At 45.5% G+C, this 26,880-nt stretch carries 18 protein-coding genes; 3 read left to right on the top strand and 15 right to left on the bottom strand.

The window, feature by feature from the left end:
* Positions 1 to 449: 449 nt before the first annotated feature.
* From AC58PV_RS29000 to AC58PV_RS28985, 4 genes are all read right to left on the bottom strand, one after another.
* Positions 450 to 2,021 (bottom strand): ABC-F family ATP-binding cassette domain-containing protein, encoded by a 1,572-nt coding sequence (locus AC58PV_RS29000; RefSeq protein WP_497436262.1) that lies wholly within the window; start codon positions 2,019 to 2,021, stop codon positions 450 to 452.
* A gap of 241 nt (positions 2,022 to 2,262) precedes the next feature.
* Positions 2,263 to 2,589 carry a helix-turn-helix domain-containing protein gene (locus AC58PV_RS28995; protein WP_497436259.1) on the bottom strand — a complete coding sequence of 109 codons (327 nt, stop codon included), beginning with the start codon at positions 2,587 to 2,589 and terminating at the stop codon, positions 2,263 to 2,265.
* Positions 2,590 to 2,605: 16 nt separating this feature from the next.
* Positions 2,606 to 2,986: a type II toxin-antitoxin system RelE/ParE family toxin gene (locus AC58PV_RS28990; RefSeq protein WP_497436257.1), complete on the bottom strand. Its 381-nt coding sequence runs from the start codon at positions 2,984 to 2,986 to the stop codon at positions 2,606 to 2,608.
* A 109-nt stretch (positions 2,987 to 3,095) separates the two neighbouring features.
* Positions 3,096 to 3,986, bottom strand: coding sequence for a LysR family transcriptional regulator (locus AC58PV_RS28985; RefSeq protein WP_497436256.1), 891 nt, complete (start codon positions 3,984 to 3,986; stop codon positions 3,096 to 3,098).
* Between the two features lie 196 nt (positions 3,987 to 4,182).
* Here AC58PV_RS28985 and AC58PV_RS28980 point away from each other — a divergent pair, with 196 nt between their 5' ends.
* Both AC58PV_RS28980 and AC58PV_RS28975 read left to right on the top strand, forming a co-directional pair.
* On the top strand, positions 4,183 to 6,384 hold the full coding sequence (locus AC58PV_RS28980; RefSeq protein WP_497436255.1) for a YhgE/Pip family protein: 2,202 nt from the start codon (positions 4,183 to 4,185) through the stop codon (positions 6,382 to 6,384).
* A gap of 203 nt (positions 6,385 to 6,587) precedes the next feature.
* The gene (locus tag AC58PV_RS28975) at positions 6,588 to 11,792 is read left to right on the top strand and encodes a carboxypeptidase regulatory-like domain-containing protein (protein ID WP_497436253.1); all 5,205 of its coding nucleotides are present in this window, start codon (positions 6,588 to 6,590) and stop codon (positions 11,790 to 11,792) included.
* A gap of 49 nt (positions 11,793 to 11,841) precedes the next feature.
* Here AC58PV_RS28975 and AC58PV_RS28970 read toward each other — a convergent pair whose 3' ends face one another.
* From AC58PV_RS28970 to AC58PV_RS28935, 8 genes are all read right to left on the bottom strand, one after another.
* Entirely contained in the window at positions 11,842 to 12,069 is a 228-nt protein-coding gene (locus AC58PV_RS28970) for a helix-turn-helix domain-containing protein (protein ID WP_497436252.1), read from the bottom strand.
* Between the two features lie 320 nt (positions 12,070 to 12,389).
* Positions 12,390 to 14,546: a hypothetical protein gene (locus tag AC58PV_RS28965; protein ID WP_497436251.1), complete on the bottom strand. Its 2,157-nt coding sequence runs from the start codon at positions 14,544 to 14,546 to the stop codon at positions 12,390 to 12,392.
* 30 nt (positions 14,547 to 14,576) lie between these two features.
* Complete coding sequence (locus AC58PV_RS28960; RefSeq protein ID WP_497436250.1) at positions 14,577 to 16,052, bottom strand: ABC transporter substrate-binding protein; 1,476 nt, start codon at positions 16,050 to 16,052, stop codon at positions 14,577 to 14,579.
* The gene (locus AC58PV_RS28955; RefSeq protein WP_497436249.1) at positions 16,049 to 16,975 is read right to left on the bottom strand and encodes an ABC transporter ATP-binding protein; all 927 of its coding nucleotides are present in this window, start codon (positions 16,973 to 16,975) and stop codon (positions 16,049 to 16,051) included. The genes AC58PV_RS28960 and AC58PV_RS28955 overlap by 4 nt, the downstream gene beginning before the upstream one ends.
* Before the next feature lies 1 nt (position 16,976).
* Entirely contained in the window at positions 16,977 to 19,883 is a 2,907-nt protein-coding gene (locus AC58PV_RS28950; protein WP_497436316.1) for an ABC transporter permease, read from the bottom strand.
* A gap of 5 nt (positions 19,884 to 19,888) precedes the next feature.
* Positions 19,889 to 20,989, bottom strand: coding sequence for an efflux RND transporter periplasmic adaptor subunit (locus tag AC58PV_RS28945; RefSeq protein ID WP_497436248.1), 1,101 nt, complete (start codon positions 20,987 to 20,989; stop codon positions 19,889 to 19,891).
* A complete protein-coding gene (locus AC58PV_RS28940) occupies positions 20,952 to 21,722 on the bottom strand; it encodes an ABC transporter ATP-binding protein (RefSeq protein ID WP_497436246.1) in 771 nt (256 codons plus the stop codon). Before AC58PV_RS28940 ends, AC58PV_RS28945 begins: the two co-directional genes overlap by 38 nt.
* 268 nt (positions 21,723 to 21,990) lie before the next feature.
* On the bottom strand, positions 21,991 to 23,271 hold the full coding sequence (locus tag AC58PV_RS28935; protein ID WP_497436314.1) for an MFS transporter: 1,281 nt from the start codon (positions 23,269 to 23,271) through the stop codon (positions 21,991 to 21,993).
* Positions 23,272 to 23,443: 172 nt separating this feature from the next.
* Between AC58PV_RS28935 and AC58PV_RS28930 the strand changes: the two genes are divergently transcribed.
* Entirely contained in the window at positions 23,444 to 23,758 is a 315-nt protein-coding gene (locus AC58PV_RS28930) for an SIP domain-containing protein (protein WP_497436313.1), read from the top strand.
* Between the two features lie 396 nt (positions 23,759 to 24,154).
* Here the strand turns inward: AC58PV_RS28930 and AC58PV_RS28925 are convergent, their stop codons facing one another.
* The 3 genes from AC58PV_RS28925 to AC58PV_RS28915 all read right to left on the bottom strand — a co-directional run bounded on the left by AC58PV_RS28925 (position 24,155) and on the right by AC58PV_RS28915 (position 26,845).
* Entirely contained in the window at positions 24,155 to 24,592 is a 438-nt protein-coding gene (locus AC58PV_RS28925; protein ID WP_497436245.1) for a rhodanese-like domain-containing protein, read from the bottom strand.
* A gap of 92 nt (positions 24,593 to 24,684) precedes the next feature.
* Positions 24,685 to 25,572, bottom strand: coding sequence for a LysR family transcriptional regulator (locus AC58PV_RS28920; RefSeq protein WP_497436244.1), 888 nt, complete (start codon positions 25,570 to 25,572; stop codon positions 24,685 to 24,687).
* Between the two features lie 76 nt (positions 25,573 to 25,648).
* Entirely contained in the window at positions 25,649 to 26,845 is a 1,197-nt protein-coding gene (locus AC58PV_RS28915; RefSeq protein ID WP_497436243.1) for a glycosyltransferase family 4 protein, read from the bottom strand.
* Positions 26,846 to 26,880: the final 35 nt, after the last annotated feature.

Here is a 26,880-nt window from a genome sequence, read left to right as displayed (position 1 = left end):
AGCGTCAGAAGATAAAAAAAAGAGACACAACGAAGAGCAATGACTTCTGCTCCTGTTGAATCTCTGGCTGTCCAGTAGATCACAAATCCATATTGTGTTGAGATGCATACGACATGTGTGAATCTCAATGTAAACATATCTTAAATGGCATTGCCGCTTATGTCAATGATTTTTTAATTAATTCCTATCGGTTTTCTTGGAATTAATGCAAAATGACTCAGAGGCTCGTTCACAAGATAACGTTATGAAACCATCTTATTAGCCTATTTAGTAGAGAATTCGGAAGAATAGCGTTATCGCACAGCGTTATTTCAGGATAAATAGCTGAACTCACTCATTTTACCCGCAATAACGTTATTACGTAACGCTAATTTTCCGTAAAACATGCCTGTGGAGTAAATAACGTTATGGCACACCCCTATTTGAAATTGGAGCATCCATCTATTCACTTATAAATTCTGCTCAGTGACCCCTGACAACGGATCAAACGTCAGCATTTTCGTACCGATTTTATCAATAAAGAACCGATCGTGGCTAACCGTAATGACTGCGCCAGGGAAATGAATCAGCGCCTGCTCCATGACCTGAATACTCATAAGATCGAGATGGTTCGTCGGCTCATCCAAAATGATGACCGCGGCGCCTGAGAGAAGACACTTTGCTAACGCGACCCTAGCCTTCTGGCCACCGGAGAGGTTGCCAATAAACTTGCTGAGATCCATTTCCGAAAACTGCAGCATGGCGAGGAATTTGTTCACCTTTTTCCGCGGTGCATCCAGTCCGAGGCCGTACGTATTCACCGCATGGCTAACGGTATCCTTCGGATTAAGCTCTTCCCACATCCGGTTAAAATACGCGTAGCTGACGCCTCTCTCCCAGATCACCTCGCCGAACTCCGGCTTTTCTTGTCCCGTAAGCACCTTAATGAGCGTGGATTTCCCGCTTCCGTTCGGGCCTACGATGACTAGGCGGTCTTCCTTTTGAATATCGAAGCTAATGTTCTGAAAGATAGTTCGTTCCTCATACGTCTGACCGATCGCTTTCACTTCGCACAGCTTGTCCGGAAACCGCAGTCGCTCATAAATATCCGTGATCAGCACGTTGACGGGGTGAGGTTCGATCCGTTTCTTGTTATCAGCTAGCTGACGGGAGAGACGGTCCTTGGACATTTTCTTGCTGGCGCGACTATCAATCGCCTCCGATTCCATGAGGAGCAGCTCTTCTTCCCACTCAAATTGGCGGTCGAGCTCCTTTTTGCGCATCTTCTTTTTGCGGATATAGTCGGTGTAATTGCCCTCATATTCCTGAAAACGATAGTTCTCGATCTCGATGACTTGCGTGACCACTTTATCGATAAATTCCCGGTCATGGGAAATCAGAATCATCGCGCCTTTGAACCGATAGAGCCATTGCTCCAACCATGCAATCCCTTCGATATCCAAGTAATTGGTCGGCTCGTCCAGCAAGACAATCTCAGGTTGTTCAATGAGCATTTTGGCAAGCGCCGCACGATTTCTCCAGCCGCCCGACAACTCATCGACAGGTTGATGACGCGACCGTTCGGTAAACCCAAGCTTTGTGAGAACTGTGTTTATCTCAACAGACACGTTCCATCCGTCCAAATGCTCCATTTGCTCAAACAGCTCAGCTTGCCTCGTCAGCAACTTATCCATCTCGCCGTCATCCGTGACGGTTCCGAGCCTTTCGCCAACCTCTTGCAACTCGCGTTCAGTTCGAGCAACCTGCTCAAAACACCCCTCCAACTCTTGCTGAACGGACAAACTTCCGGTCATTTCTGAGAATTGTGAGAAGTATCCTATTTTGACCCCAGGATCTACTTCTACCTTGCCTGACGTCGGTTCTTCCTTACCCATAATTAGCTTAAAAACCGTCGATTTCCCCGCACCATTCCGCCCAATCAGACCGATTCGCTCACCTTGACTTACCTTCCAATAAATATCGCGAAAAATCATCGCGTCCTCATATTTCTTCGTAACGTTCTCCAAACGAATTACACTCATGGCATGGCTATCCCCTTTGTCCTGCTTCTACTTCAGCTATAGGCTGATTATATCATGTTTGGGATAAGAGGATTTTACCAAAAGTGGCCGGACTTATGATGTTATTTTCAATGGAACAGATGGCCGAGGCTCATAGGTATGCGGAAACAGGACGTAAGAAGGGGAATATGGTGGCTTGCCTCAAATAACATTGTCATTAACTAGCTCCCCTGATTCATCCCTCTTATTTTCAGTTATCAACTTACAGGTTCGCATAAGCATATGCCCCCAGATTAGCTGATGCTGCTTGTTCCATTCCCGCGTTAAGAGGCATAAATGTCATTTTAACACCTAAGGCTCTAGCTATCTTTAGGACTGTATCCATTCGCGGCATTGTGGAACCACTCTCAAACCGAGCAATCGCCGATTGCTTCATACCAACCTTACGAGCAAGCTCTTCTTGCGTCCAACCTTTATGTTCACGAATTGCAATTAGTTCTGTGACCATAGTAGCCCGTTCCCGAATGACCTCAATTTCGTTTTGATTTTCCGGATCCATCTCTTGAAACATTTCATCCCATGTTTTCACTTAGATCATTCCTCTCTTAGTTCTCGGTTTTCGTGACTTTATGTTCCAGCATCCATTTATCTCGAAGACGACGTGCCTTTGAGAGTTCAATGGGGTCGGTCTCATTATCATCTTTTTTGTAGTGTGAAAGTAAAATAAAGTTGTTACCATCCCATAAGCAGCAAAATATCCGTTCATCTAAGGGACGTAATTCATACAAATTATCGTTCTCTTTACCCTTAAGATTTTTAATAATCTTCTCTCCAGCACGAGTCCCCTGAATCTCAACGCGTGCCATGCAATAGTTGATCTTTTCAAACATGATTTTTGCATTCTTATCCCCACTGTTTTTACGAACTAATAATTCCTTATAGAAAGCTTCTACTTCAGGTGTGAAAATGAATTTGTATTTAATCACCAGTGTGAAATCCCCCTACAGTTATTTTAATCAATCTCACACTCATTATAACCTTTTAGTTATATTATAACGTAAACGTTATAAAAAACATAGAAGGAGTTCATCACTTTCACTCCAAATTCGCATACAATTGCTGCGTATACTCCTTAATAATCTCAGACACTTCAACATCCTTCTTCATAATGCGCCAAAGATAATTCGGGTATTTGCGATATTTGCCAATCGGTATAGCAACGACCCCGTTCTTGAATTTATCAGGCATCGTAGTTACGATGTAATCTGTCGCGATGGTGATGGCATTGCCGCGGCTAACCATTTGCATGATGGCTTGGGTGTTGTTAGTCGTCAAGGCAATCCGGTTGCCTGAATCCCCAGCAATTAATTCCGCTGCAATCCGCTCAATATAGGCATCTTTATAAATAACCAACACTTCATTATGTAAGTCGGAGCCCGTTATCGCAGGTAGAAACCGCAAAGGTGATTGCTTATTCACCACAATGACCGCTTCCCCGCGAATCACAGGCTCCCAGGTGAAAGAATCATCCTGACTTTCGCGCGACAAGGAAACGAACCCCATATCCGCCTCCCCTTTCATAACTTGATTCATAACCGCTGTATTATCCCCCTCCAAAAGTTGAACATTAATATGAGGATAGATTCCCATAAATGTAATCGTGGTGTCTGTTACCAACGAAACCATGCCGGGTATCGTAGCGATGACGATATTGCCTGTGTTGATTGGTTTGGATTTAGAGAGCTCATTTCGCATATTGCGGACATTGGTTAGTATCGTACGTGCATATTGCATAGCCTTAAACCCATCCTGTGTAAGAACAATCCCTTTTTTGGAACGGGTAAAAAGCGTAGCCTCTAATTCACTCTCTAATTGACTGATGGATTGACTGACGGCGGGAACGGTTATCCCGTGCTTTTTGGCCGTTTCTGTAAACGAGCCCGACTCTGCCGAATCCACGAAATACTGAAGCTGTATAATATTCAAAGGTATCCATCCTTAATTAATTGTTTAGATTAATAAAATAAACTTAAATATATTTTATCATCGGTCAGTGGTATTATACAGTAATCCTATTCAACTTGCCGAGTCACCCTAGATGGAAATCTTACATCTTCGAATAAATGATTAGATTAAGGGAACATCATTAACGACGATTGTCATAAGCAAAGGAGCATTGCAATTGAAAAAAAATATATTAAGCGTATTTGCATCTGAATTTCGCCGCTTTATTAGGAACCCTATGATGATTATTACATTCGTAGCTGTCGCCTTAGTTCCTATTTTATATAGTGGATTCTTGTTAAAAGGAACTTGGGACCCCTATGGCCAACTGGAGAAACTGCCGATCGCGGTCGTCAATTTGGACCAAGGCGCGGACTTCCAAGGCGAGTCACGAAATGTAGGCAAGGAATTTATCGATGAGCTGAAGGAAAACAACAACTTTTCGTGGGGATTTATGAGTGCCGAAGAAGCAGCTCAGGGGATGAGAAATAACCACTATTATGCGACGATTACCGTCCCCCCCACATTCTCAACAGATGCAGCATCCATTACGAGCTCAACACCGAAGCAGGCAGAAATTATTTTCGAATCCAATAGCTATTACAATTTTGTCGCCGGTCAAATCGGGGAGAGCGCAACGAAAGAGTTAAAAAATAAGTTGTCCAAAACGCTGACAGAAGCTTATTCAACGAGTATTCTCTCTGAATTCGAAACGATTTCGAATGGACTCGGTGAAGCAGGAAAGGGGGCCTCCGATCTTCAGGCTGGCGCACAAACGCTAAGTGATGGGATCCATGAGGTTAAATCCAACTTGGTCATTCTTGCGGATGGTACCAAGCAACTCGATGACAGTGCAGGCTTGTTACAAAAAGGTGCCGCTAGCCTAAGCTCAGGCGCATCGGAAGTTAGCAAAGGTGCAGCTACTTTGGCTGGCGGGGTAAGCCAATTGCAAAACGCAGGCGCACAGCTTGAACAAGGTGCTCAGAAATCAGCAGCAGGCGCTTCTTCCTTAGTTACGGGATTGCAGGCCTCCCAAACGGGAGCCGATCAGTTGGCTTCTGGATTAGCCTCATCCTCCAAAGGCAGTACACAATTAGTTGAGGGGCTTACGTCAGCCCTAAGCGCTAGTGATAAGTTAGAAGACGGCTCTGCACAGCTCGCCTCAGGTTTTGAGGCCTTCGTCGCCGCGCATCCTGATCTCGCTTCGAATGAGGCAGTAACTAAGCTCCTGGCGGCCAGCAAGAGCGTCGCAGAAGGAAACAAAAAGCTGCACGATGCCGAGAAGAAGCTCCTTACAGGAGGGCAGTCTGTCGCTTCGGGCACGGAAAAGCTAGTCACCGGAGCTGAGAAGCTCCGTGACGGCAACAAGCAGCTCGTTGCTGGAGCAACGCAGCTTCAAACCGGTGGGCAGCAGCTCGCTGATGGCTTGCACACCTTCAATGCGAACTTGCCACAGCTAGCTGCTGGTGGCACGAAGCTGGAAAGCGGTGCGGCGCAAGTCAGCACCGGCGCTTCAAATCTAGCCAGCGGCATGACGCAAATGACCACAGGAATTCACAAGGTCGCCAGCGGTGCGGCGCAGCTGAATGAAGGTGCGACTGCGCTTGACGCAGGTGCACCGAAGTTGGTTGATGGCAGCGGACAACTCGCCACGAAATTGAACGATGCCGCGAAGCAAACCGCTGCTGTCAAAGCCGATGACAACACGATTAAAATGTTAGCAGAGCCTGTGAAGATTACTGCCAATGACGATCGCAAAGTTGCGATTTACGCGAACGGCATTGCTCCTTACTTCATATCCATGGCGCTGTTTGCAGGCTCGCTAGTGTTCACGACGATCTATGCTGCCAGAAGTACATTCACGCCAGGGGCACGAGGGTTTCGATTACTGGTAAGCAAGCTTCTTACTTTTAGTCTAATGAGTATTTTCCAAGCTGGAATTGCAACGACCGTCCTCACCTATGTGTTAGATTTGAAAGTACAGAGCATTCCGTTGTTCTATATCTTTACCTTCGTCGTCGGCCTAACCTTCATGCTGATTATCCAAATGTTCGTCACATGGTTGGATCAACCAGGTCGATTCGTCGTACTCCTGCTGATGATCCTTCAATTAGCTTCAAGCGCTGGAACTTATCCACTCGAGCTCTTGCCGGATTGGGCCCAAGCCTTACACCCTTGGCTGCCTATGACGTATGCGATTCAAGGATTCCGTTATGTTATCTCTAGCGGTCAGTACACGGACATGTGGCATCAGGTGGGCTACTTGAGTATCTACCTAGTTGGTTCCTTGATTCTAACGAGTGTTTACTTCCTTACACGTAAAAAGACTGAGAATAACAGCAATGATGAGCATGAGCAGTTGATGCCTGTTACGGTATAAATATGAAATGGGAAAGGGCTAGGAGTCACCGGATGGTGAGTCTTAGCCCTTTTTGTTCGTACAGGTACTCCTCTTCGATTGAGGAGCAAATTTTAATTAGAACCTAATAAAAATCGCCAAAAACCAACAAATAAATCCCGATTTATGATACGATTTGTGTATCTAAAGAACTAGGAACAGATAGGTGTAGGAGAGATATACATATGAGAAAATTAAAGATTTTTATAAGCATTTGTTTGCTGTCTAGCACGTTGCCGACATCGGTACTTGCCAGCTACACACTCGATCAAGACAATAACGGCGTTGATGTTCAAGATGTGTTAAAAACCATTCAAAATGAAGAAGCCATGCGCACGATTACAGGGAAAAATATTTTTGATCAAGCTGATATTCGCAATTTGTTACGCCAAATTCAGCCTAGTAATCATCAGGCTATTCTAGGAACCGTTACAGGCTTCGTCACTGATGAAACTGGGGCCGCGGTTAGTGGGGCTACGATTAAGATTGATGGAACTAGTTTGGAAATGCTGACTGATGCGTCTGGTCAATTTCAATTTAACGATGTTCCCATTACTTATCAGACAAAGGTTCAAGTTACCAAGGTAGGTTATGACTCGATTGCCTCAGAAGTTTTTAATATGCAAAGTGGAGACACTCGTAATTTTCCCAATATGATTTTGAGAAAATCCCCTACCTACGGTTCCGTTTCTGGCTATGTGTATGGCCCTGATAATGTGGCACTGGCGTCGGCATTTGTTACAATCGATAACCCCACTACCCATTTGACTGGGTATACCAGTTCTACTGGATTTTTCATCTTTAGCCAAGTACCGACTGGCGAACAAAGCCTCACCGTAACGAAGGATACCTATACGCCATTTACTACACTTCCGTTTAACGTAACAAAAGACAACCTAACTCCCATACCTTCCATTCATCTTGCCAAAACAGATAGTCCACAATTGACGGGCAGCATTCAAGGTGTCGTTACATCAGACAATAATCAACCTCTTCGCGATGCTTTAGTTAGCGTCACTGGTAGTACTTATCACATCTCGACAGATAATAATGGGTCATTTACTCTCAGTAACATACCTTTGGGGATAACTGAACTACATATAACAAAGGAAGGTTTCCAACCTATACTTATCCCAGGTATTAACGTTTCAGAACATGTGTACGATGCCGGAACTATCAAACTCTCTCCTGCTAAAGGCATAGTGAACGGAACTGTTATTGACGAGGACGGACATTCCGTTAGCGGAGCCCTAGTCTCACTTGATGGCGTTTCGGCTACAACGAACGAAAGTGGAGAATTTACGTTCAGCGATGTGACACCGCGCATCGGCGCGACGCTCATCGTTACCAAAGATACCTATGAGACGGCAACGGTACCTAGCTTTGATTTAACTCCAGGTCAAACCAAGGAGCTTGGCAATGTGATCCTGAAGAAGGTTAAAGTTTCTATCTCAGGCAATATAACTTCCACTACGGGAAGCAGCCTAGCATCCGTACAAATCCATGTCAAAGGAACCGAAATAACGGTATACACAGATGATTCTGGCAATTTTACAATTCATAACCTTCCTGTTGGCAGTCATACGCTTCAGATATCAGCGGAAAATTATGTAGGGCAAGACATATCTGTGAATGTTCTGCAAACTGGGAATTCTCCAGTCTCTGTTGGCCTTGCGCGTCAAACTGCTAATGTGCAGGGCTACGCCAGATCTACAACCGGTGAGATCATAACGTATACACAAGCTACAATTCCAGGAACTAGTTACACAGCATATGTAAACGAAAACGGGCAATTCACATTCTATAATCTGCCTGTGGGCTATACCATTCAAGAGATTGCTATTGCAGACTATCAGCCAAAGCTTCCGCTAACTGCAATTACGGTTACACCGAATCTTAACAGCATTGGTACACTAGAGTTTCAACCTGTGGGAACAATAACAGGTAATCTTAAAGATAGTGATTATGATTTGAGTTACCCGGCGATACCTAATGTGACTGTTACACTAAGGGCAAATACCGGCAGTTATCTACAAACAGTCACATCAGATGCTAATGGAGATTACCGATTTATCAATATCCCTGCAAATGCAGTCTATACCCTTACCTTTGAAAAAGGAGATTATGTTTCACATCAGATACCATCCTATTTTGTTAATAAAGGGCAAACTTCGAATCCTACTTATTATCTGTTTCACGGTGTTGCCGTTCAGACTGAAGAAGATCTACTATTAGCTCTAGCCGATACTAACATTCCTTCTATCCTACTGCTCAATGATATACATCTAACCAGCCCATACGAATTCAATCGGAGTGTATGGCTCTCAGCGTCTAATTCCAACATTACATTGACTGCGCCAGGCTTTACAGTTGCATACCTACAACCATATCCGAGGGTACGATCTGGCGAATTTATGTTTGCACTTGGCAATAATGAGCCGAATCTCCAAACAGCACTTCGCAGCTTTCCAAATAAAGTCATGGTAGAGGGTCTTGCGGGGATTAACGGGTTTATTACTAGAGTATTTCAAGAAAACTACTTTATCACCGATGGCACAAGCAATCTCACTGCATTTGTAAACAACGCTGAAGGATTAGGAAATGCACTTGCTAATCCAGATGTATCAACCATCTATGTAGCCGAAAACATCAATTCCTATGGCAATTTAGATTTTCCAAACCGTCCGATTCACTTTATTAGCCAATCGGAGAAGACAATTCAAAAGGATAGCTATTCCAACACTAGCCAAGTCCAACTGACGAATGTCAGATTATTGCCGGAGCACGATACGGTACCACCTATCCTAACTGCTGTCTCTACGGGTGTCGTTGAACTAGATCTACATGATGTAACAGCCACATTAAATGAGTCCGCCACGCTTTACTTGGTGCCAGAAGGAACAACACGCGTACTAGGAGAAATTACCCAGAACACAGTTTCAAGTGTGTTCGCCTCGACAAGCGGGCAAGCTTCAGTGAAGTTAACATCAGTGCCTCCAGGGGACTATATCCTGTATGCCGTTGACTCTGCTGGCAATATCTCTACAGCATCAGCAACGATTAATGTGCATAAATCTTTATCAAAGGTCTTGTCGGATATCCGCAACGCCTTAACTCTTGCGAACATGGCGTGGATAACCAAATATGATTTCATACGCGCAGGCATTCAAAACATAGACGGGGCACAGCTCGAGTTGTATCAAATCGCACTCTCCATGGTTAAGGACGAGCTGCTTTCAGCCCCAAGTGGACAAGATTTTGTTGCAAACATACAGAGCTGGGTGGATACTGCGAATACCGCGCCAATCATTCATCGAGCGTTAATGTCGGGCATTAACAATAGCCCTTATGACTGGTCAGTGCTCAATAGTAACGCTGAGGCCATCCTCAGTGCTTATCAGCTAACTGGCATTTCCTCTTCTTCACAGCTTGCTGTAGCTGAGAATCTAATGGAGCTGGCCTTCCAGCGCGGCAGTCATAAACTTCTAACAAAGACTGAAATGCAAGAGGCCATCAATGACACATTGCCGTCGACAGAATTGTCCAACTGGGTAGGAACACCGCTTCAACAAGGGCTCGGAACGAGGCGTGTAACTCTCAGTTTTAGCATGAAGAACGCTAAAGGAGTCCCACTACAAGGTTATACAGCGGACGACCTTACAATTAAAATTAACGACGAAGAAATCAACCTAAGCAACACCGAAACTTTCCCTTCATTTGCCTACGATCCGAACAGCAGCTCCTACCAAATCGTATTTGAAGGCAGCGAGAGTTCGACAACGTATACACTTTCGGATCTTTCGCTTCGTGGAACAGTCATCCAAAGTGAAGCGTTATCCGTAACGACACCTAGTCCAGGAATTCCTGTTACATCGATTAGCATGAGTATTTATACGAACTCTACTCGTATCCCTACCCGTAGTTCTAGTACAGTCACCTTAATTATTGCGCCGTTCACGGCGACGAATAAGGATATTGTCTGGCACATCGAACCAAGTGAGATTGCAACAATTTCCCAACAGGGGAACCTAAGTGTTACGGGGATTGGACATTTTACACTCACAGCAACAAACCCGTTATCTGGGATCAGTCAGACACTGGAACTGGAGGCTGTAGATACGGATTCTGCACTGAGTGCTGTACAGGCTTATGCAGCAAGCGGAGGAACTTCATCTTTAAGCTTGGAAGTTTTCAAGAATACGTGCGTCGGCAACATCGTGGATAGTGCATTTGAGAATTACAAAAGAGCAATCATAGCAAAGCGCGGCGAATTCGTGGGCTTACAAAACTATCAAATTTCTAATTTACTACAAGATATTATTAGTGAGTACACCTCTACCGCTGCTCTTAACGAAGCACTCTACGCATATATCGATGACAATTCTACAATTTGGGATGCGCTGGATAAAGATGCATTATCCACTATGGGTGTTTACCAAACGGATACTACCAACTTCCAGTATGTCAAACAAGTAATCTTGGATACATTTATGGAAGATCGCAGTCCCTTCGGTCGTACAGAATTGAACAAACTGGTTATTAAGGTACCTAGCTTCTCTATTAGAAGTTACAATCCAACTGTCTATGCTACTCAATTGATAAGCCAACATTTGAATAGTGCAGGCTCTAATGTGGTCGTGACATTCAAAGTTGCCAATCTATACAACGAGGGGAACACAGGGCTTACTTCACAGGATGTCAAAGCAATCGTCGGTGGGGAATCTAGAGGTTTATACGACTCTTCCTTGTTCTCGAACTTCCTAAATCTAGGTGGCGGTGTATACAGTGTTGAAGTCTTGGAGTCAGCTTTGGCAAGCCCTCTCTTGATCGAGGCTTTAACGGTTCGAGTGAGCCACACAGATATACCAATTGCAACCGAAATTTCAGTAAATAGACAAGCGGCTTTGATTGAGCAATCCGTCGCGAATCGTACACTGAGCATTATAGATGGACTGTTATTTACTTTAGGCAATCTGCCAAGCATACTTGGGCTTAACTTTCTGGATCTTGTAACCAATTTGGAATCTGCCTACGTTGCACATGGTAATGTACTTACGGAAGGTTCGATCCGCCGAATTATTAATGGCATGGGTATTGTAACGTCCTATTATCAAACACAATCTGCGAGTACAGACAACTACCGCCTTGTATTTGGCCAAAACATTACTGGTAGCTTAATGTATTCGGTATCTGCCCGCAACCAGAATGGTTACCTCTCTAGGAACAGCACATCTAGTTCTAGCAATACGTATGACTTCATATTTGAACATACGTCAACTTTCCCTGTCGTTATTACTTATATTGCTGACGCAACGGAAAAGCTGAGATACAGCAGTGATAATTCCCTCGTGCCAGATTTTGAAATTATTTTTACAAACTCCTCCTCATAAAAATAAATGAATAAATCCCACTCTCCTATTTCGGAGGGTGGGATTTGTGCTAAGTTGGGCCAGCGCCCACCTCAATCAACTCATACAAGTCTCTCACTTGGCAACCTATGGTATCTGCAACGGAAATAGCCACTTGCAAAGGCATAATTCTCCTATTCTCCATATAGTCAACGATCCGCTCAGGCTTAAAAAACAGGGCTCGAGCCAGTTCTTCCTTACCCATTCCGTGCTCAGCCAAGCGTTCTTGTAATAAGCAACGACCCAGTTCAAATTTCATTGGCTCTCCCATCATCTTTAAGAAAACTACCAACATCCTTGCCAAGATTAGTCACCTTTATTCGCAGCAATAAAAACCGTCAGGTATATTTTTTCCTGACGGTTCTTATCACTCGAATTTGTTTGTTCCGTGCGCAGTTGCTAAGGACATTTGTACTAAATTAGCTGTACATTTTCCATCTATTCTACGTTTAATCGGCAAAACTAAAAATCTAACTGTAGAAAATCCAGTTATTCGCCTGAAGCACAGAAAATTTAAAGAATATCCTCATTCAAGAGCGCTTGACTGCGTTCAGTTGTTGTTTCGTTACTACTCAACCATTAATCGGTCGTAATAAACCAATCCGCTTTCTGCGCGGCTAGCAGCTTTCTTTGACCTTGGAATTCGTCATAGATGCTGAGTGTGTACTTTTGTAAAAATTTAGTATTGTAAATGAGACCAGGATCTGGAATGGTTATTTTGAAATTATCTCGCTTACCCAAACGAATCTTCGCATCTTCATCTGCCGTTGAATCTCCATTAATGACATCGAAATCTTTGAAATCAAATCTCTTCTCAAATCGCTTAATCCCGCCGCCATCTTCAAAAACGACTAGCAAGTTATGACCTTCGGTATTAATCTCCGTCATTTTCTCTTTGGTTAACTCATAGTTGAACTGCAACGTAAATACGCCGTCCGCAATAGATGTTCCTATTTTATCGATCGAGATCGTATATGGGAACAAGTCTACATTTTTAAGTGTTGTTGCTACATCGGTTTTCTCGTCTGGCAGCCAATAGGCAACTGGATTCACATAGGAATCTGGAACGGACTTCTCACCTTCTGACAGTTTGCCCTCCGTGACCGCTTCTCCTAGAAGCAAGTTCATATTCGTCGTGGCGAAACCCTTAGGAACCGATGCCCAAACATTGAGCAACGCTTTGCCAGTAGGGCTAACCTTGTTCTTCACTTCCACAACGGTTGCCGGGAATACAGTACCGTCCGATGAACGGAAATTCGCAACGAGCTTGGCTACATTCGTGAACCGTTTCTCCAAATTCGTGGCTTCTACCAGCGCGGAGTACATGATATTCGTTTTATCCTCATAGGTCGATACGTTTCGAATTCCGTACTTCGCCTTTCGCCCGATATCATTCGACGTATAGGTTTGCCCCATACCGATGAAAGGAATGGCTTGAAGTTCAGCTTGTGTGGAGAACTCCAGCACATCCGTTGCTGTCGAACTGCCCGTACTTGTACCTGTTCCCGTTGCTGGCGTTTCTCCCTCATTCTCTTGGAGAACTAATTTGATTTTGGAAAACTCGTACGTATAGGGTACTTTGCCTGCAATTTGCAAATTGACGTTTGCACCCGCTGCCAACCCAATCACTTTAGCTGTCTGGATAAGCTTAGCATCGATTTTCACTGCGTCATCCAATAAGAAGTACCCGGATAATTTCGGGATAGGCAGTGATTCATCTCCGTTATTGCTTAGCGTTAAATCGGCTGTAAGTATGTCTTGATCCTCCCACGGCAATCTGTGCAAACCGTTCAGCTGGGTCGTATATACACCTGATTTATTGGTGAAGGTATATGCTTTACCAACGGAGCCACCTTCAGACTGAGAAACGGTCGGCAGCTGGAAATTCGCAACCGCGACATTCATTTTCAAGTCCACAATCGTTTCTGCAATCGCTAATTGCCAAGCTCCTGCAGCAACAGCAACTGGAATCGAACCAGAAAGCTGAATTTCCTTGGTTTCCTTTGGATTAATTTGCAAATCCTTCAATCCTTTGGCTTCCATCGGATACATTAAGCCTTCTGAAGTACGGATTGAGAACAGGTACGCAGGAATGGTTACGGTATGACTTCCAACGTTCTCCAAGCTTACATACACCGTAGGAACATGATATTTCTCATTCTTGTTGCTGACAAACTTTGTAACCGCAGCCTTCACGTTTGTTCCACCAACCGCAATCACAGATGGTAAATCGGCAGGTGTTACATCCGTATAATCATCAGGAACGGCTACCTCACCTAAAATTCGTTCAAAATTCGTTTGATTGAAATCCCACTTGATAAATTGCACAACAAGATCCTGTAAGTTCGTACTCGTATCTACCGTTGCATAAAACGTCACATCTGTCGTTGAACCGGGAGCTACCCGGTTCTTATCCTTATCTGCCGGAAGTAATCGCACGGAGAATTGCTTGCCGGACTTGCTTTTCAGACGCGCCCAATAATCAATAAATTGCAGTTCACTGCTGCCTTCGTTATGGATGGTAATCGTAAATGTCGCTAACTTCCCACTAGCATTCTGTTGAAGATGAATCTGTTGCAACTCAAAATAACTGCTTCCTGTCATGCTCACCTTGCCCACATTTAGTACAGGCGTGGAGGGGCTGCTATCAGCCCAAACGGGGGTAGTCGCTCCTAGCACAAGCAGTGCAGACAAGGCTATAGTCACTAGGCGCTTGTGGTGAGTATGGATGATCATGGTGGATGCTCGCCTCCTTCTATATCCTTCTTAACCTGCTGGAACTGCAATTGCTGGACTCATGATTGGTTGCCCGGGGGCAGTTGGGTTTTCTTTCATTTGTTTGAGCATGGCATCGCCATCCGTTTGCCATTTCTTAAGGGCATCTCGAGCCGTCATTTTCCCTTGTAGTACATCGCTAAACAGCTTATGACCAATTTCCTGCACTTGATAAATATTAGGATTATTGCGATAAATTTTGGAATTATCTTCTTGTGGTGCCGGCGTTACATTGTAGAAAGCTTCCATGTGGAAATCAAGTCCATCTGTCGGTTTTAAGTATTTGGAGCGTGCCACCAACATATTCTGACTACGTGATTTTAGTTTAGCCCACTCATCGCCATTAATGAACTTGATGAACTTCCAAGCATCGTCTGGATTTTGCGATTTGGCATTGATGCCCATAATGCCATTCATATAAATAGAGCCGCCAACGCCTTTGGCTTCGGGGTGAGAAGGAATCGTTACAACATCCCAGTCAATCGGTGTGTAGCCTTTATAGTTAGCTGCATTTTTATTGGCGTTCGTGAGTTGTTGAATTTGACCATAATTGAGAATCGACATGGCTAAGCGACCCGACATAAAATCATCGTAAGCAAAAGGATTATTTTGATCAAACCTTTGATTCATTTGTTTCTGAGGATCGGCGACTGGCGGGAATACATTATCTTTTTGGAGCTGTGCCATTTTGGCCCATACTTTCTCCCATTGGTCCGTATCTACCGTCATTTTCTCGCCAGCATCATCGAACATGCTTAGTTGCAGAGGAGCTGTGTACATTTGCATGCCGTAGAACAAATCCCCACCTTGGGCTTGGGTTGTAAAAGAGAACCCATTGATTCGCTGATCTCCCTCCCCTTTCGCCAATCGTTTGGAAAGATCAAATGTCTCATCCCATGTCATGCCGTCTTTCGGATAATCGACTCCCGCATCTTGGAACATTTTCTTATTATAAATAAGTGCAGAAGAACTGAATGTCGGAGCAAGGGCATACAGTTTGCCGCCACCCGCATTTTTCATTCCGTCTATCACGGCGGGAACAATGCCTGCTGTATCGAATTTATCTTTCGTTATACGAGAATCCAATTGCAGCAGCAGATTACTTTCGATAATCTCTGGCAACTGTTCATAACCAAGCATGACCACATCAGGCGGATTATCGCTCTGCATCACTTCTTTAAGCTTCTCCATCGGATCCGGCATCTTCTCACCAGGCTGAAGGCCACCGTTCATAAACTTTTCATCCATCGTTGAGACGATTTCCAGCTTAATATTCGGATTAGCAAATTCAAATATTTCAGTGAATTGCTGTGTGAAATATTCATAATTGCCGCCATACCCCATATTCGTCGCGATCCTCAGCACACGCTCTTGGTTATCGTCTGCTTTCTCCCCTTTGGTACAAGCAACAGCAAGTGGAGCCATTAAAGCTAAAGTTAAGGTTGTAACTATCATTTTACGTTTCATTTGGATTTTCCTCCGACCGTTTGTGAATTAAATGGCGCTTTCTCCTCTTCTGCCGGTAGTGCTCTTGGTGCTTTAATCGTAATGGTCTCGCCATCAAACTCCATCGTAGCTTTCCCGTCAATGTTCAGAGCGGTTAGATATGCTTTGGGAACCTGTAGACGACCTGCACGATCCAACACGACATATTCCTCATGTGCCTCACCTGTGAGCCCCGTCGAAGTCCCCTCTGCAACTGAACTCGAAGGATTGCGAGCGATAAACTCTGAACTTGTCATCCCATCTCGAATAGCAACGACGCGCCCTACTTTGCCGGCCATGGACATATCGTGAGTAACAATGACAATCGTGACACCTAGTTCCTTATTCAATCGTTGAAAAATGGAAAGAATCATATCCGCTGTCTTCGTATCAACAGACCCCGTGGGTTCATCCGCAAGCAGCAAACGCGGACGATTGGCTAATGAAATCGCAATGGCCACGCGCTGTTGCTCTCCACCCGAAAGCTCTTGTAGTTTATTATTCAAGCGGTGACCGAGACCAACCCACTCCAGCAATTGCTTGGCGTAAGCAGGATCGTAGTTCCCGCTCAGCATCATGGGCATTTCCACATTTTCAAGTGCAGTCAAGTAAGAGACGAGATTTCGTGCATTATTTTGCCAGATGAATCCGACTGTATGTCGTTTATAATCAACGAGCTGCTTGTCTGTAATCTTCAGCAAATCCCAATCCCCGACTTTCACTGCACCTGCGGAAGGGCGATCAAGACCTCCTAAAATGTTCAGCAAAGTAGATTTACCACTTCCGCTGTTGCCGATAATCGCCATTAATTCACCGTCGTCAATCTGAATATTAAGTCCTTGCAGCGCGACAACTTCGATCTCGTCGGTTTTGTAAATTTTCACTAAGCCTTCGCAAGTTATCATGCTATTTCTCCTCTCCCAGCTTCACTGCCTGGTGAACACGCAATCTTCTAATATGTAAAAATAGCAGCATGGCCCCAGTTAGCATCATGAAAGCAACCACGATATATAACTGATAGGTGTCCTTGGAATCGAACACGACTCGGAATGGCGGCACCTGTGTCTTCACATTCTGGGACGTTTGCAGGAAGGGTAAGAAGAAATAACTCGTTAGCTTGCCTATTGCAATACCTAACACAATGGATAATCCAGCCGTGAATCCTTGCTCGAGCAACAACATACCCGTTAGTTGCTTACGGGAGAGTCCCATGGCACGCAGGACACCGAATTGTACAACCCTGCTGGATAAGTTAAAGAACCAATACAACATGTAGCCGATTAAAGATACTACGACAGAAACAAGAAATCCTAAGCTAAGAATACCGAACACGCCGCCTCTTGCTGGAAGCTTCTTCTGGACGATGAGCTCATTGCGAACATCCTTGATGGCAGCAATCTCAATTCCTTTGTCTTGCAATGCCGTAACAATCGGCGTCACCTTAGCGTCTGGTTTCATTTTGAGCCATACGTCATAGGGTATCATTGGTGCCTGATCGTAGATATAGTCTAGATTTGCTATGAAAAATGGCGTCTGTTCCGGATATTGAGCTGGCCAATACGGTAATATCCCGACAATTACAAATTCCAAAGGCTGTTGGCCGATCGAAATGGATAGCAAATCACCCGCTTTAAGTGCATATTTGCTGGCGTAGCTGGAAGGAATGATAACCGCCTGCTCATAACTGCCTAATAAATTCAAATATTCATTCGGATGAGCTGGAAACAAGTCAGGACGGAACCATGCGACTTTAGCGAAATCCGTGTTATCGATCCCCATGACCATTCCCTGCCCGGTAGATTTACCGGATACAACCACATTTCCTTTGGTTTGCATGACTCTAGCAGCAGCCTGAACGCCTTCTAAATCGCGGAACACTTGAAAAGGCGGCTCTACATATCGGATTTTGGATGGCGTTTCTTCGCCAGGCCTCTGACCACCTTGACCTTGACCCTGGCCTTGGTTCTGACCACCACCCGTACCTGCCCCTCCATTCCCGCCTTGGGCTTCGCCACCGTTCCCTCCTGCGTTCGGATTCTGTGGCACATCATCTGAGAAACCTTCCCACACGGTTTGAATCACGACGTCAGTACCATATTGGTATAAGATTCGTTCCGAAGAATTCAAATCAATCGTACGTGCTGCGGAAGAATTGTACACGCCAAGACCCAGCGTAAGAATGAGCAGCAGCATCAGTGGGTAATAGGCTTTAGCCGAACGCGATAGCTGTACAAGTGTTAAAAATAACGGCACAGGCAGGAACTTCCGGCCAAGCCAACCGAACAATCGCAGCAGCCATGGGAAGATGCGTAGAAAGAAAAGTCCCAGTGCGAAGATCGAAAGTGCTGGAACGAAAAATAACAGCGGGTGTACCTGAAGCTGATCAGTTGTCATGCCTGTTTGCACAGATAGCACTTGACGTTGGTCAAATAGGTAGAAGCCATAACCAACCACCCCCAACAGCACGATATCAAGGAACCACCGCTGCCACAGTGGCGAACGGTCTGACCTTGCGAGTTGCTGCTTGTAGTTGACGATTGAAGATCTTGCAAAAAGCACAGCTGGAATGACGCTGGCGAGAATTGCAATAAGCACAGCGAGCCCACCGTAGAGCATCGCTTCGGCTGTAAAGCTAATCGGGATCGATTTGCGATCCACGAATGTAAGAAACCCACTGGTGGAACCTATGCTTTTTGCCATGAACCAGCCTATGCATGGTCCGATCAATAGCGCAATCACGCCTAGTAACAATCCTTCTAGGAAGTAGATTCCCACAATTTGCTTCGTGCTGCCTCCACGGCTTCGCAAGATCGCAATTACGCCGCGCTGTCGATCCAGCGATTGTCTGGCATTCATCATAATGTAATAGAATACCATCGCAATCATCGGCGCCGCCAATGTGAATAAGAGAATCTGCATCTGTAAGCTTTGTGTTTTGAACTCCGTTAGAATCGGCTTGAAGGATACATCTACCTTCGTATTCTTGAGCTTCTGGAACAAGTTGATATCTAGTCGTTCCAACCGGCTATCAAGCGGCGACAATTGACTTGTTTGAATGTCTCGCAGATCGAAAGCATAATACCAATTCGCAAGTTGCAGTGGAATTTTCTTCTCCGTCAGCAACGTCTTGATGAATGCATCATCGCTAATAATAAGTGCATTGACTAAACCCTCTAACCCTTGAAACCAATATGCGCTCGTTTCGTCCTTCGGTTTGAAGGAACCCACGATCTTTACCTTGAGCAATTGACTGCCGCTTGCACTTGCAACGGAATAATTGAATACATCCCCTACGTGCAAATCGTTGCGGAACAAGGCTTCTTCCATGACAACTGCTTCGATTTGGCCATTTTTCATTTCTCCAGAAGCCATTTGGCCATTGGACCATTCGACTTCGTCCTTTAACCCGCTTAGTGACGTTAAAGTCATTTGACGACGTTTACTCGGATCGGCTTTGGTCCCTTCAGCAGGGGATAATTGTGCTCCTTTAATTGCATAACTACTTGCATATGTATGTATAGGAAAACCTATATCTGTGGGAACATCATGTTGAATATACGTCTTGACGCTCTCTAGATCATTCAAATCTGCACGTTCTGTTCCTACTGCTTGATACCGCATGAGCAACGAACCTGCCGGAAGTCCCTCGCTCTTAGCCTCTAAGGATTTGGCTACGACACGCTTCAAAGACCCATTGGCATACATGGGAATGCTGGTGGTGAAAGCCACAGCCAAGACAAGACCAAGCAGGGTGCTGAGCGTTAGCCAGCGGGTATTCCACATTTTCCGAAATAAAAACCGCAGCATCGGCATGGACATTAGCGACCTACTACTTTCTGTCCAGCTGTAAGACCTTTGATGATTTCCACATCCGTTGACGTCTGCTGCCCGATCTCCACGTCCACTTCTTTCTTGTTGCCTTGGGCATCAACCACTTGCACATAGTTTCGGCCTGAATAGGAACGAAGTGCAGCAAGAGGAATTGTCGTGGCATTTTCTTTTCTTTGCGTAACAATCGTGACGCTTAGCGGTGTACCGCGGTTCAACCCTTTGGGAAACTCATTCAACTGTACAACCAAATAGTTATCAATCGTATCTTGTTCCCCTTGCTGTCCCTGACCAGGGAACCCACCATTATTCGTGTTGTTTCCAGCTTGAGGATTCGGAAGCTGCTTTACTTTCCCTTTGTGCGCACCAGCTGAATTAATATCCACCTGAGCTTCCATGCCAATCGCTACTTTCTTCGCATCATCTGCACTTATGCTTGCGGCGACAGTCAGTTCATTCAAATTGGCAATAATGGCTACGGATTCACCTGACTTTACGGTATCCCCTTTCTTAGCCGATACGGTGACAATCGTTCCACTGAACGGTGCGAGCAGCTTTGACTTGCCCACTTGTGATTCAAGTTTCGTGAGTTCCTCACGTTTCAATTCAAAATCAATCTTCGCCTGCTCGATCTGTTCTGGCGACATTTCGTCAGCCTTACGAAGCGTTTCGATCATCGTCAGCTCATCCTTGCGTGTTTGGAGCTTCTTACGCTTCAAATCGCTCTCGATATCCGATACGTCGAGCTCGGCAATCGGCTGTCCCTGTTCAACGGAATCGCCATTTTTCACAAGTATGGCACTTATCCGTTTGGCAGACATATCCTCGGAGAAGAACAATTTCTCCTCTTGCAAAGCCATTAATCGCCCACTCCCTCTTACTTTCGTCTCAAGGGTTTCTGTTTTCACCGTATACTCAGGCTTCTTGGACAGTTTAGGTGGATTAATTGACGGAAGCGCCTCTTCATCCTGTTCCTTGGGCAATAGCGCGCATCCCGAAGCAAGAAGGAGGGTAGAACTTAATACTAACGCTGCTAGTGGTTTCATCGTCCATTTACGTGACGAATCTTCCGTCCACCATTTCATAAACATGATCGGCATCCTCCAAAATTGTAGGGTCGTGTGTAGTCATACAAATCGTAATTTGCTCTGTCGCGATGATGTTGCGGAAAACCGACATAATTTGCGCGCCCATCTGTGAGTCCAGCTCGGCAGTCGGTTCATCCGCTAAGATGAGCGATGGCCTATGTGCAATCGCTTTGGCGATGGCCACACGCTGCTGTTCACCACCGGAAAGCTCATAGGGACGATGGTGCATCCGTTTGCCAAGACCGACTAGATCAAGACAATGATGCACCCGCTCTTTCCACTGAGAGCGAGGCGTACCTGCCATTCGCAGCGCCAACTCAACATTTTCCCAAGAAGATAGCAATGGCATTAACGCATAGGATTGAAAAATAAAACCAATCTCCTTCCGACGAATTAACGTCCTCTCATCATCGCTGCTTTGGTGAAAGGCATGCTCCTGAAACACAATCTCCCCCTTCGTTGGCAGATCCAGCCCTCCGATTAAATTGAGCAACGTTGTTTTCCCTGAACCTGATCGCCCTTTGAGCATGACAAGTTGCAGCGGCCTCAGTTCCATCTCAATCCCTTTGAGAACATCGATCTGCCCACCTCCCACTTGAAAGGAGCGATGTACATCGCGTACTGTCAACACAGGTAAATGGGGATTAATACTGCGGGAGGGAACGCTGTTGGACAACGATTCTTCTTCAACAGAAAGAGCCTCTAATGCGCTTCTTTTACGAAACCAGCTGGCCATATAGTCAGTTTCCCTTTCATTTCCAAATTTTACGTATGATAAAGTAGACGGATCAAAACGTTAAAAAGTTCCACTAAAATTAATTTGTATTTCATTAAATTATTTTGCATAAAAATCCCATTTAATAGAATCTATTGGAATATACTATTAAATGGAAAATACATCCATGCAACTAATTACCTATTTTGTTACATAGCCAAAAAAAGATGGCGCACCGCCAACTTTCATAGCGCTGCACCATCTTTAAATAGTGAATTATTTGCGTTTTTCAATACCTATTTAACCCTCTTCGCGACCATATCACAATAGGGACCAACAACAGAGACAGGAAGCCTCCTGCCAAGGAGAGCCACGCAAAACTTGAATGCGCAACAACCATACCTGACAAAGCTCCGCCAGATGCGCCCGCCAAAGAAACTAAGACATCGACCGTTCCTTGCTTCCTCGCACGTGTCGCAGGTGTTGTCGCATCAATAATTTGCGCCGTGCCGCTGATCAGACCGAAATTCCAGCCAAGTCCGAGCAGGGCGAGCGCGACAATGAGCCCGAACATTGAATCTGCTGGAGCCCAGGCGGCAAGCAGTCCAGCCAACAACAGCGTAACCCCCGAGGCACAGGACATAAAGATGCGCCCTAATTTGTCCACAAGTATACCTGTTACCAAGGAAGGCAAAAACATCGCCGCGACATGGATACCAATGACCATACCGACGGCATCTAGGCCATGTCCATGATGCTGCATATGGATCGGTGTCATCGTCATGATGGCAACCATAACAATCTGCGTCAACACCATCACCGTGGTTCCGATGAGAATCCCCCGGTTACGCCCGGCTGGCGCTGAAGAATTCGCGGAACCCGCTCCTTGCGCTGGATTGCTTGCCTGCATCTCAGCTATCGCCTTAGCCACAATGTAAGGATCAGGACGGAGCCTGATCCACAAGACCAAACCCGCCAATACAAAAGCCGTAGCGGCTAGCATGAATGGCCCAGCGAGCGCCGGTGCACCGACCGTCGTCGCGAATCGCCCCATCACGCCGACTAAATTCGGCCCTGCGACTGCACCGAACGTCGTGAAGACCATGGCTAAGCTGATCGCTCTTGCCCGCTGCTTAGGCCCGGCTAAGTCCGTTCCTGCATAGCGCGCCTGAAGATTCGTCGATGTTCCTGCGCCGTAAATCAGCATCGAGAGGAACAGCAGTGGCAGACTATTCGTAATCGCTGCGAATACGACACCTATCGCCCCTACTCCACCGGCGAGGAAACCGGCTGTTAAGCCCACCCTCCGACCGTAACGCCCCGACAGTCGTCCAACTATCCAGGCAGATGAAGCAGCACCTAGCGTCAATAAAGCGGAAGGGAGACCAGCTAAGCTGTCCGTCCCCAACATATCTTGAGCAAGCAACGCTCCGACCGTCACACCTGCGGCAAGCCCCGCTCCGCCGAATAGTTGCGCCACGATGACCGTGCGCAAGGTTTTACGATAGAGTTGCTGCTGTTTTTCTGGCGAATATGTATAAGCTTGGATCCCTTCGCTGTTCTCAGTCATTCCCTCATGTTCCTCCCCGCTGCCAACACCTTTCATCACTATCATACCTGTGTTCGGCGTTATTGACCAATTCAAAATACTTATACTCGTTTCCTTATCCTGCCAATCATGATACATTGTTTCCTAGGAAACCAGATGTCAAAGGAGCTGTTCTGATGGGGATTTTGGAAAAATTAATCGTCACATTCCTCCTCACACAAAAGTATATAGTCTTATTTACGCCGAGCATGAACAAGACTTCTTCGCTGATTTGGATGGGACATCACCACTTTCCTTTCAGACCCTACCTCCCAATTCCGTAGATCAGTTAACCGAACAAATAGAGCTAATCCTAAAGCAAGCAGAAGGTACAGGCATGGTTTACGTAGGCGGCGACGGACGGGTATGTGCCCAGTTACGCAATTATTTGAAACAACAGCACCACTGGGATAGTCGTCAAATAAAAGTCAAGCCATTTTGGGTGCCGGGTAAAAGAGGATTAGAGTAAAGGTACGCATAGTCGCAACTTCAATGTTTCCTTCTTGGACAGTAGCGTTTCTTTCTTAGCATTCTCAACCGGGGAGCTTATGGGGATTAACTGGATTTTCTACATCTATTTCTAACGAAAGCAGACGTTTGCGGAGTTTAACTGGATTTCCTACATCTATTTTTACTCAAAATGTTCTGTTTGACGAAATAACGCCGAAATAACGGGAGGAAATCCAGTTATTTGGTAAAATGCAATGATTTCACTTGAATTAGCTGCAGAAAATCCAGTTATTCACTTAGCCGGGATGCCCTGCGGTTGGCGCCGATACGTATGCTACACAAGCATTGATCGCAACACCACACTCCGCAACAAAAAGCATCCAAGAACTTGGATGCTTTTTGCCTACAGCTTACTTCAACCAATCAAAGGAGCCGCTTGACCAAGCGTTCCTTCTACCGCATTGCCTTCCTTCCGCCAATACTCCATGCCGCCCAACATTTCCTTCACCTTAAACCCAAGACCCGAGAGACGTGCCGCTCCTTTGGTTCCGCCATTGCAAGCAGGCCCCCAGCAATACACCACGATCGTTTGATCTTTGGAAAAAGTAGCCGTCGTTTCGACGCTGATCAGGTTGGAAGGCAAGTTGATCGCACCAGGAACATGGCATTCGCCATAGGCCTTTGCGCTGCGAACATCAATGAGCAGGAAGTCATTGTAACCATGCTGCATATCGTAACGCACATCGGCAACGTCCGTTTCCACCGCAAGCTTATTCATATAATGCTGGTGTGTATGCGCCGGTGATGCGGCTGGCGTTTCTAGAACGAGAGATTTCGATTGTTGAATGGTCATTGGGATTACCTCCAGTGGGGTTGTTGATTTCTTATATTGACTGTAACACAGCCTCAAACCCTGGAGTTATCGATAGTTATTGAACCTATACTTCAATCATTTCGATAGTTGGCACCGTCGAGCAGCTCTAGAAAGCCTAGATAAGCTTTGGATTTCCATTTTTTCTTAGCGATAATCAATTGCGTGTAGAACTTGCACGCCGGATCAACAAAGGGGATCGCGACGATCTGACCTTTGCGGATTTCCTCAGCAACCGTTATGCGGGGCAGCAATGCAATGCCAAGTCCATAGGTTACGCACTGTTTAATCGCTTCCAGATTACCGAATTCGTAAGATAACTTGTAATTTACTTGATTTCCTTTCAACACCTTAAGCAGCATCGCTCGGTACGTACAGCCATCCTCCGTCAGAATTAGGGATTCATTCTGCAGATCTTCCACGTGAATCTCGCTGTGCCCAGCCAGTTTATGATCTGGACTAGCAATGATGACAAGTGACTCTTCCCTCAGAATCGTGCTGTCCAGCTCTGGATCCATAAAGGGTGGATCCAGAATGATTCCGATGTCCAGAACGCCTGCTTTCACCGATTCAATAATGAAGGGTTCATTCCCCGGTTGAATGACAATGTTCACGTCTGGGAAGTCACGGCGATATGCCTGTAAATACGGTGGCAAGTAAAATGCCGCTAACGTCTCAATTGTTCCTATTGTAAGCGTCCCTTTGGATTGCTGGGATACGACTTCCTTGGACTCTTCGTGTAACTTATAGATCTCATTGGCGTATTGCAGGAGCACTTCTCCAGCCATTGTTAATTTCATGGTCCGTCCATAACGTTCCAAGAGAATAGCACCGTAGGATTCCTCAAGCTTCTGAATCTGTGCTGTTATGCTGGACTGAGCATATCCTAGCGTTTCCGCAGCCCGCGTGAAGCTTCCCCACTTCGCTACTTCGCGAAAGGTTTTCAAATAGGTCATTTCCATCGATCACACCTCCACCAGTCTACTTGGAGTATTTCTCTATTTGAAATATAACAAGCACGTACGATCTTATCAACTATCATGATTTTACATCGAATCGACTTCTAATCAACTTTTTACGCGAAGGATGGGTCGCACAAAGGATTTCCACGTATTGATCGAACTGTTCTGTTAGCACTTCATACTGAAAACTGGACTTCGCACGTCTGTAACCTCCTTGTACAAGTCGATCTCTGAACGCCTCATCTCTAGCCAACTGGAGAACGCCTTCTACAATTTCGGCATGTGAATTCGGATCCACAAGAACTCCTGTCACGCCATCAAGTACGGCTTCTAGAGCACCACCCGATCTTCCAGCAATAACCGGGATACCCGTTGATGCTGCTTCTAGATATACAATACCAAACCCTTCCGCATCCCCCTTCTCCAGTTCTCTGCATACCATAATGAATTGATCAGCCAAGTTATAATAGTCATTCAATTCTTCACCCCCGCTTACGCTTCCAATGAAAATGACAGCATTCGTAACGCCTGTATCGCTGGTAAGCCGCTCAAGGCGGGCTCGATCTGGACCATCGCCAATAATGACATACACCGCATTGGGAATGTGTTGGATAATTTGGGGCATCGACTCAATGACCCGATCTTGCCCTTTTCGCGTGACGAGCCTCCCTACGGATAAAATAATATATTTATCTTCAATTCCATGCCGCCTGAGCAGCTCTACGTTGACAGGTTTCCGCTCAAAAACAGCCTCTACGCCAGGATGCACAAGACTTATACGATTAGGGCTTACCCCATAATCTTCGACAAACCTTTTAGTAAATAAACTATTCGTCAACACGCCATCAGCATGGATCAATATTTGTTTAACTAAAAAATTCAAGCCGAAAAAGCGGCGAAACATAAGCATATCCATGCCATGTGTGGAAATCACATAACACCGCCCGCCAAACATTTTAAACAGCAACCCAATAAACCCGATTAACACATAGCCGTATACCGTGACATCTGGTTCTTCAACCGTCATCATTTTTTTCACATGGCTGAACAACCGTCCCCAGCTTAAAAAGTTCGCACGTTCTCCACGCATAAATGATCCTCGCACTGTCCGAAAGGACTGTTCATCGTCAAATGCATCGCTCCCCGGATACTTTGGGGCAAGTACAGTAATATCATGTTTGGTATGTTTGGAAAGGTTGTAATAATAACTTTGCATCCCACCGATTCCCGGTGGAAATACCCCTGTAACTAGCACGACCTTTTTACGATTCATAGCTCTTCACCTTCCTCGCTAATCTACTTACCGTT

This window comes from Paenibacillus sp. J22FR83 (assembly GCF_059691955.1).
Note: the sequence above shows the minus strand (reverse complement) of the source record. Positions and strands in the feature narration are given on the sequence as shown.

Coding starts and splice junctions, on each gene's coding strand:
- AC58PV_RS29000 (WP_497436262.1), bottom strand. CDS start 2,021: ATGAGTGTAATTCGTTTGGAGAACGTTACGAAGAAATATGAGGACGCG.
- AC58PV_RS28975 (WP_497436253.1), top strand. CDS start 6,588: ATGAGAAAATTAAAGATTTTTATAAGCATTTGTTTGCTGTCTAGCACG.
- AC58PV_RS28970 (WP_497436252.1), bottom strand. CDS start 12,069: ATGAAATTTGAACTGGGTCGTTGCTTATTACAAGAACGCTTGGCTGAG.
- AC58PV_RS28965 (WP_497436251.1), bottom strand. CDS start 14,546: ATGATCATCCATACTCACCACAAGCGCCTAGTGACTATAGCCTTGTCT.
- AC58PV_RS28960 (WP_497436250.1), bottom strand. CDS start 16,052: ATGAAACGTAAAATGATAGTTACAACCTTAACTTTAGCTTTAATGGCT.
- AC58PV_RS28955 (WP_497436249.1), bottom strand. CDS start 16,975: ATGATAACTTGCGAAGGCTTAGTGAAAATTTACAAAACCGACGAGATC.
- AC58PV_RS28950 (WP_497436316.1), bottom strand. CDS start 19,883: ATGCCGATGCTGCGGTTTTTATTTCGGAAAATGTGGAATACCCGCTGG.
- AC58PV_RS28945 (WP_497436248.1), bottom strand. CDS start 20,989: ATGTTTATGAAATGGTGGACGGAAGATTCGTCACGTAAATGGACGATG.
- AC58PV_RS28940 (WP_497436246.1), bottom strand. CDS start 21,722: ATGGCCAGCTGGTTTCGTAAAAGAAGCGCATTAGAGGCTCTTTCTGTT.
- AC58PV_RS28935 (WP_497436314.1), bottom strand. CDS start 23,271: ATGACTGAGAACAGCGAAGGGATCCAAGCTTATACATATTCGCCAGAA.
- AC58PV_RS28925 (WP_497436245.1), bottom strand. CDS start 24,592: ATGACCATTCAACAATCGAAATCTCTCGTTCTAGAAACGCCAGCCGCA.
- AC58PV_RS28920 (WP_497436244.1), bottom strand. CDS start 25,572: ATGGAAATGACCTATTTGAAAACCTTTCGCGAAGTAGCGAAGTGGGGA.
- AC58PV_RS28915 (WP_497436243.1), bottom strand. CDS start 26,845: ATGAATCGTAAAAAGGTCGTGCTAGTTACAGGGGTATTTCCACCGGGA.